The following is a 6,946-nucleotide window of genomic DNA, read 5'->3' as shown; positions in this document are numbered from 1 at the left end:
GTCTTTTGGGCGGCGGTGCATGGTTGCCACCGGAAACAAAATTTTCAGGGCTGATTGCCAAACGAGTCGTGATGAATGCATATTCCAAACCCCCAGTCAGCGTTACCCGTCCGTCCATGCGCGGAGTTTGTAGTTTGGAATCATCCGATTCTGGTGGTTCAGGCAGTGGCCAGACCGTGCATCACGGCAAGAGTCGACTGGTGAACTAAGCTCACACAAACTGTTACTTAGGGGCTCGTGTATAGCGAATGCGATGCACGGGCGGCTTGTACATAAACACTTGGTAAGACGATTCCTTTTTGTGCCAACTTGTCCGGGCGAAGCGCGAGGATAAAATGCTCGCTGTTTTGACCAAGACTCAGTTCGGAATTTGGGTGTAACAATATGTTTGTGGCCATTGCTGTGGCTTGTTGTCCCAATCCCTCGCCTGAAGGTACGACTGCGATTGCACCACCGTCAATTACAAAGCTTTCGCGAATGCCAAGTGCAAGAGGTTTGGCGTGTGTTTGCGTCCAGAGCCCCAGTTTGCGTGGATCAGCAACTGCTGAGCCGTCTTTTTGTTCAGCCAATCCAGACAAACTTAGCACAATTAAAATGTCGGCATCCTTGGCATCGTACACGGCTTGCTCCCATTCATCACGGTCTTGTGCAAGCGTGACGTCGAGTAGAGTGTGCGCACCCCAGTCATATGCGAGTAGTTGTTCACGTTCAGCGCGTCCCGTTTGGTTATCGATGCCGATGCTATGAATTTTTAAAGGTTGTTTGCGAGCGTACTGAAAGAGTTGCTTAATGGCATCGAGCGGGAGGGTTTCACGCACACCAGTTACGTTTTGTGCAGTGTCATAGCCATAGGTTTGCGGGTGCTCGGCCGTGGCGTAAACAATGTGGATGTTGTCCTGATCGACGTAATATCGCCCCACAAAATCTTGAGCTTCTTCGCCGACAATGAGTAAAACATCGGGTTGCCATTGGTCGATCACAAGTCGTGCGCGTTGGGCGCTCGCTGCCCATTCGTTGGGACTGGGGTTATCAAACGGCACAAACGTCATATAGTGCCAGCGTTGTGCCAAGGGAACACGGACTGTCTCCAAAACACTGCGCACACCACGATTAAACGATTGCTCCCAACGGTCGGCCTCTGAATAACTGTGTAACACCATGATTCGAGGTTTCTGATGGTTGAATGTAATCAGAGAGCCAGCCAAAAGCAGCACAAAGACGCAAATCAGCGTGAAAATGAGCTTGTTATGTTTCATTATTGAAGCCCTAGCCACTGCCAATAGGGAATGCTCGCAAACGCAAGGACGACACGGGCAAGATTAAGCAATAGGTTGTATCGCATAAAGGTCTGACGCTCAAAGTTTTGACTCATGCCGGCATTCACGGCTTGTTGATACGTTGAGTTCTGATATGGCATAAACCAGATATCAGAAAAGAGTGATGAGAGAAACACAGTGATCCAAGGATGAATTCCTAGTTCAATCCCGGTTGGTAAAAGAATGGTGACGGCGAGAATCATGCCAGCTGTTAGCGGTAAGGCTAAACGCAGCCCGACGGTGACCACAAAAGCCAGGATGATAAACAATGATAAGCGTTCATCCATCCATTGCAGGCTGTGGCTGATTCGACCAAACAGGAGTGTGTCCAGTCCAAGGTAAGTGATGGAGTCGGTGATTCCATCTAAAGACAGCAAAAAGAAAATCATCGGCCATTCAATTTTCCCTTGAAAGGACTTTTTATCGAATAGACCCAGTGCAAGTAACGACACGAGCACAAGTCCAGATAACCAAGCTGCTTGCGATTGGTGCCATTGGGGTGTGACCGATCCCAGCAAAAACACGATGAATGCAAACGCGGCAACCCATTCGGAGGTTTGTAGCTTTCCCATGACTTTGAGTTGACGAACAATACGGTCTTTGGGCAAAACTTTCGGTTGATGCGCAGACAACCAACGCCTACGCATAAACCAAAAGTGCATTGCCGATAAGCCCAGTGCTACCACGAGAGCACTAAAAAACCATGAAGAACCTTGGAATTGTTCACGCACCTGGCTAGGCATCATGGAAAACGCAGCCAAGTTCGAAGATTTAGCCGTTAAGAAAATTGGCGCAAATAGGGTGGCGCCGGTAAAGGTTGAGATGGCGAGCGCGCTAGACTCTGGACTTTTAGGGCGCAGCTTTAAGCTGCTATTCATTTCCTGATAGAGCGGCAACATCAGTGACATTCGTGCACTGGCTGAGGGCATGACAATCGACAATAATGCCCCAAAAAGACTTAAAGCCGTTCGGTGCCAGAAAGGACGGTCAGGTAAACGGATTAGCAGCCACAACATGAACCGATAAGCGAGGCCAGAACTTACCATCAAAGCAGAAATGGCATAAACGCCAAGCAACAGCATAAATGCTCGGGAATAAAACCCATGCAAAGCAACTCGAGGCGGAACAAGATCGACAAACAGGATGGCAACGACAACGATGAGTGGTGGAATAAACTCATCAATTAGCGAGAAAATCCACATCAGTACCATCATCGTGAACAGTCCTAGAAAGACTGAGCTGTGTGGAGGAAGAGCATATTGGAGACAAACTTTCCAGACAATCAAGGGTAGAACAATGGTTGTACACCAGCCCAACATCGCTTGATAGGGAAAGGCTGGCTTTGTTGATGCGGGTGGATCTGGGGGCTTGGCAGATTTGATGGGTGAATTAAAATTGCCGAGTCGTGCCGCAAGTGTTAGGAGTGCTCGGGAACGTAATTCGGGTAATGAGGTGGCGATGTCCTGTAAAGCACTGTGGTCAATACGGATTGCACAAACCGCTGTGAGCGCACGCACACTGGCGAGATATTTTCGTTGTTCAGGAGGTCCTTCAGAAAAGACTTCTTGCCCAATGCCATCAGAAGGATGTAACACAGGGTTTTCTCGGGCAAGATAGATGGCGCTGCCTTGAAGTATCCAGAGGTAGTGATCGGCAGTTTGATGCGCTTCAAGAAGCAGTTCGTCGGTTGCAAAGTGTTGGATTGTACTGGCAGCTAGTAAACGGGCTTTTTGTAAGGGACTGAGTTTGGCAAACAACGGGTGCGTGGAGATTGCATCGGCAATTGTGAGAGCATCGGAACGCGAACACGGGGCGGTTGTCGTCATGCGTGAAAGACCCTTGCATCTAAACGGATTATTTTTGATGTTTTGTGATGATCACAGCAAAGCGACCATTTGAATACTAAGTTTTTATGCAGGACAGGTCCAGATTTTCCTGAAAATCATTTTGAAAACAGGATCTTGAATGCATTCAGTCTACCTCAACTTGCCGGCTAGGCAATTAGGCGCTTCATTTAGCGTGAGCTTTAATCAAGGGCCTAAGTTCTGATCCCAAGTGACGGGGTTGTCGGGCCCGCAAGACGTGTGCCCATTGTCATCTGTACAGGTGATGCCAGGCAGATTTTCTAAGGTCTGAAGCTCAACACGTTCTTGGGTGGTGCAAGCAAATAGGAAAGGTGTCAGCAAACACAGTGACAGTAATTTTTTTATCATAGTGAGAAATTTAAGTGACATCAGGTTGCTTAAAAGTTTTACATACTATTGTTTTTATAATTATTTTTTTGCAAGTATTATTAAGAGTTATAAAAAAGAAATGATTCTACAGAATATCTTTAAATATTAAAAAATAGTATTAAAAAATCATTTGTGTGAATAGGTTGACAGTAAGAACGCCTATCGTCATGATCCGTTAGGCGTGCGCGGATATCGGATATATTGATTTTGATCAATATATCTTATTTAAGCTGAAAAAATTTTTAAGGGAGATTTGGTGGCTAAGGTTAACTAATTTATTTTAAGTTGAGTAGGCTAGCAAATTTATTTTAATGATATCAGCAGATGCTGATGATAAGCAAAAACTGGAGTGAGACATGATTCGACGTTTAGTGGGTGGAGTGTTGCTTTCTTTGTTTGGTGTTGCTGGCGTTAGTCAGGCGGCAAGTGACTGGCCTAATCGACCGGTTGAGCTCGTTGTGGCTTTTGCACCTGGTGGAAATACCGATATGGTGGCCAGAGTCGTGGCAGATGGGCTCACAGAAGCACTTGGGCAGCCTGTCATTGTCAGTAACAAACCGGGTGCCACAGGTCTGATTGGAACCAAACATGTGGCGGATTCAAAACCAGATGGCTATACCTATTTAGTGAATGTGACAGGACTTGTGATTAGCCCCCATGTTTTGCAAAGTGTTCCAGAAAACCTCCCATTTCAGTTGCAAGGTGTTTCACAGGTCTCTTCCATCCCGAAAGCCATTGTCGTGAATGCCGAGTTTCCAGCCAATGATTTTGATGGTTTGATTGAAGAAGCTCGTAAAAGAACACTGTCGTATGGCTCTTCCGGAATTGGTTCTGGCAATCACCTAACGGGTGAATTAGTGTCGATGATCGCGGGTGAACCCATGACGCACGTCACTTATCGTGGATCTGCACCGGCTTTGACGGATCTTTTGGCGGGTCGTATCGATGTTGTTTTTGATGATTTGCCCGTTGTTTTGCCATTGATCAAAGACAAAAAGCTCAAAGCCATTGCGATGCTGTCTGAAACACGCTCGCCTTTGCTGCCTGATGTGCCTTCAGTCGGTGAACAAAAACTGGATGATTTGGTCATCGAGCCTTGGAATGGTGTGATGGCGCCGTTGGGTGTAGATGCAGAGATCATTCAGAAAATGGAAGCTGCACTGGAAGAGGTCGTAAAAAGCCAAAAGTTCAAGGATCGACTTGAACAAAATGGTTTGAATGCAACGTATAAAAACTCGAAAGATTACGATGCCTATGTTCGTCAAGAATATGAGCGTTGGGGCGATGTGGTTAAAAAAGCGGGTATTCCTCGTCAGTAAAATGAAGCATCAACACAAGATAACGAAAGGATGTTTTTAATGCAAAAAGCAGAGATGAAAAAAATTTTTGAAGCCTTAGCAGCAGTTGATACACCAACCATTTGTAATGCACTCGAAGTTGTGATGGGCTGCCGAACAACAACAGGATTTACCTACGGAACACCGATTGCAGCACCCAAAGCGTTGCCGCCCATTGTTGGATTTGCACGAACCATGCGTTTCAGTGCGGCCAATCCATCCCCATTGAGTGCAGAGGAGGGCAAAAAAAACCGTCTGGCCTATTTCCGATATGTACAAGCACAGGATGGTGAGCCGGTCGTGCTCGTGATGGAGGACATTGATGAGCAGCCAGGGATTGGTTCTAACTGGGGTGAAGTCAATACGACCATTCACAGAGCATTGGGTGTGCAAGGTGTTTTGACCAATGGCTCAGTTCGCGATCTTGATATGCTCGATCCAGATTTTGCGGTCATTGCAGCCAGTGTGGGACCATCTCACGCACACGCACACATTGTCGATTTTAATGTGCCCGTGAAAGTGTTAGGTATGGCTGTAAATCCAGGTGACATCATTCATGCAGATTGCCATGGGGGTGTCGTGATTGATCCGTCGTTCTTACAGGATTTGCCTCGTTGCATTGAACTCGTCACGAAACGTGAACAACCACTTTTGCAAGCAGCGCGTAAACCTGGTTTTTCAGTGGATGACATTGCGAAAGCACTTCAGGACGCTCAGGACATCCATTAACAACGTTTTAATGGTTAGAAAATCAGATTGAATGCGGTTTTTCGACACATGTATTGTGGAGGGTCGCATTCATTCTGATTCGTCATTTTCTCTGAGATTTTTCGCTGAAATCAAGTTGAAAAATTCGATGTGTCGTGCAAAATTTCCAGACCAGGCCGAGTTGATAAGGATGCACGGCTTTGCCAGATTTCTTGCCAAATGATTTGTGCCGGAGGCGACAAAGCGCGTGCAGGTTGGCACAGCAATTGGATTTTCCTTTGAAGTTCGGGAGCATCCAGAAGTCGGTAATCCAAACCATCGTATATCAATCCTGACAAGCAAAGACAGTCAGAAGTCAGCTGTAGCGACTAAAGGGTGTCTCGAATAACCCCATTGAGGGTGCCGATTTCATAAAATGATCCCGTTGCTACCTTTTTGTCCGTAAGCACCCTGAAACCTAGTGCCGTCAAACTCGAACGCTTTGCCGATGAGCATCAGCGCGAGAAACTGGATCAGATCGGAGATCCCCTGACCAATATCGATGCGCTCCTGAACTTCAAAGCCCTGTCAGCACGGGTCGACAAGATTTCGCCTAAAAAGCGCACTTTCGGCACTTGCGAGGCAAAATCCTGATTTACGCTGAAATAGTACTTTCTGCCTGCTTTTTATAAAGAAACTTTTGCATCTCGGTCGGTGCCTCAAAAAATGAGGATTTGTTCGAGTTGCCCGGTACTGGGTGATTTTCTGGACAGTGCATAAATCGCTTCTTGAGCTTTGGCTTTGGGGTCACTTTTGGATCAAGTGGGGTCACAGGCTTTGGCATGACGTCCATTCAAATATCTACGTGCCCTGACTTCTATATTATCGAAACCATCAGTGGTTATTCAGCGACAATTAACTTTTCCGGCGCATTGACTCATCGTTTTTGTTACCCGCGATAAGCTGTTGCCTCATGGACTATGTTACCCATCGGATGGTCCGGCGGGAGCACACCATGACAAGCTCGCTGAATGTGATGGGATTTTTTGAATTACTTGTATAAAAAATGTAAATTGATACACCCAAGAAACCTCAGAAAACCCTTTTAAAACAAAGGGTTTTTGAGTTCTCTCGGTTTGTGGTGATGACTGAGTTAGTCTTGCCCCAGAGCGGTTGATAAGGAGATGATCATGCCATGAATCGTTTTTGTGGCTAATGTCTGAGGAATTGAGTCTGGGGTGCATAAATAAACATTGCGTCCTATTTGTTTATTATCAAATTCGACAGCAATCATGTTGTTTGAGTTTTTATATTCTTTAGGAAACTCTGAATAACTCCGTGTGACCTATGTGAGGCGTCACGGTATGATTTA

Annotated in this window: 6 protein-coding genes; 4 read left to right on the top strand and 2 right to left on the bottom strand. The window is 46.2% G+C overall.

The genetic code is table 11. From position 1 onward, the window contains the following. Positions 1-209 (top strand): hypothetical protein (locus tag ACOI06_RS14285; RefSeq protein WP_420663269.1); only part of this gene is annotated, 209 nt, incomplete at its 5' end. Positions 210-227: 18 nt separating this feature from the next. Here ACOI06_RS14285 and ACOI06_RS14280 read toward each other — a convergent pair. Beyond that, positions 228-1,256, bottom strand: coding sequence for a hypothetical protein (locus tag ACOI06_RS14280; RefSeq protein ID WP_420663268.1), 1,029 nt, complete (start codon positions 1,254-1,256; stop codon positions 228-230). Further along, positions 1,256-3,142 (bottom strand): SLC13 family permease, encoded by a 1,887-nt coding sequence (locus ACOI06_RS14275; protein WP_420663267.1) that lies wholly within the window; start codon positions 3,140-3,142, stop codon positions 1,256-1,258. The genes ACOI06_RS14280 and ACOI06_RS14275 overlap by 1 nt, the downstream gene beginning before the upstream one ends. A gap of 764 nt (positions 3,143-3,906) precedes the next feature. Here ACOI06_RS14275 and ACOI06_RS14270 point away from each other — a divergent pair. The 3 genes from ACOI06_RS14270 to ACOI06_RS14260 all read left to right on the top strand — a co-directional run bounded on the left by ACOI06_RS14270 (position 3,907) and on the right by ACOI06_RS14260 (position 6,228). Next, positions 3,907-4,869 carry a Bug family tripartite tricarboxylate transporter substrate binding protein gene (locus ACOI06_RS14270; RefSeq protein ID WP_420663266.1) on the top strand — a complete coding sequence of 321 codons (963 nt, stop codon included), beginning with the start codon at positions 3,907-3,909 and terminating at the stop codon, positions 4,867-4,869. Between the two features lie 54 nt (positions 4,870-4,923). Next, positions 4,924-5,616 (top strand): RraA family protein, encoded by a 693-nt coding sequence (locus tag ACOI06_RS14265; RefSeq protein WP_420663265.1) that lies wholly within the window; start codon positions 4,924-4,926, stop codon positions 5,614-5,616. Positions 5,617-6,030: 414 nt separating this feature from the next. Further along, positions 6,031-6,228 carry a hypothetical protein gene (locus ACOI06_RS14260; RefSeq protein WP_420663264.1) on the top strand — a complete coding sequence of 66 codons (198 nt, stop codon included), beginning with the start codon at positions 6,031-6,033 and terminating at the stop codon, positions 6,226-6,228. The last annotated feature ends 718 nt before the right edge of the window (positions 6,229-6,946 follow it).

This window comes from Orrella sp. 11846 (genome assembly GCF_048820935.1).
GTDB lineage: Bacteria > Pseudomonadota > Gammaproteobacteria > Burkholderiales > Burkholderiaceae_B > Algicoccus.
Note: the sequence above shows the minus strand (reverse complement) of the source record. Positions and strands in the feature narration are given on the sequence as shown.

Excerpts from the sequence above, each read along its gene's own strand:
- ACOI06_RS14270 (WP_420663266.1), top strand. The coding sequence starts at position 3,907 with ATGATTCGACGTTTAGTGGGTGGAGTGTTGCTTTCTTTGTTTGGTGTT.
- ACOI06_RS14265 (WP_420663265.1), top strand. The coding sequence starts at position 4,924 with ATGAAAAAAATTTTTGAAGCCTTAGCAGCAGTTGATACACCAACCATT.
- ACOI06_RS14275 (WP_420663267.1), bottom strand. The coding sequence starts at position 3,142 with ATGACGACAACCGCCCCGTGTTCGCGTTCCGATGCTCTCACAATTGCC.
- ACOI06_RS14280 (WP_420663268.1), bottom strand. The coding sequence starts at position 1,256 with ATGAAACATAACAAGCTCATTTTCACGCTGATTTGCGTCTTTGTGCTG.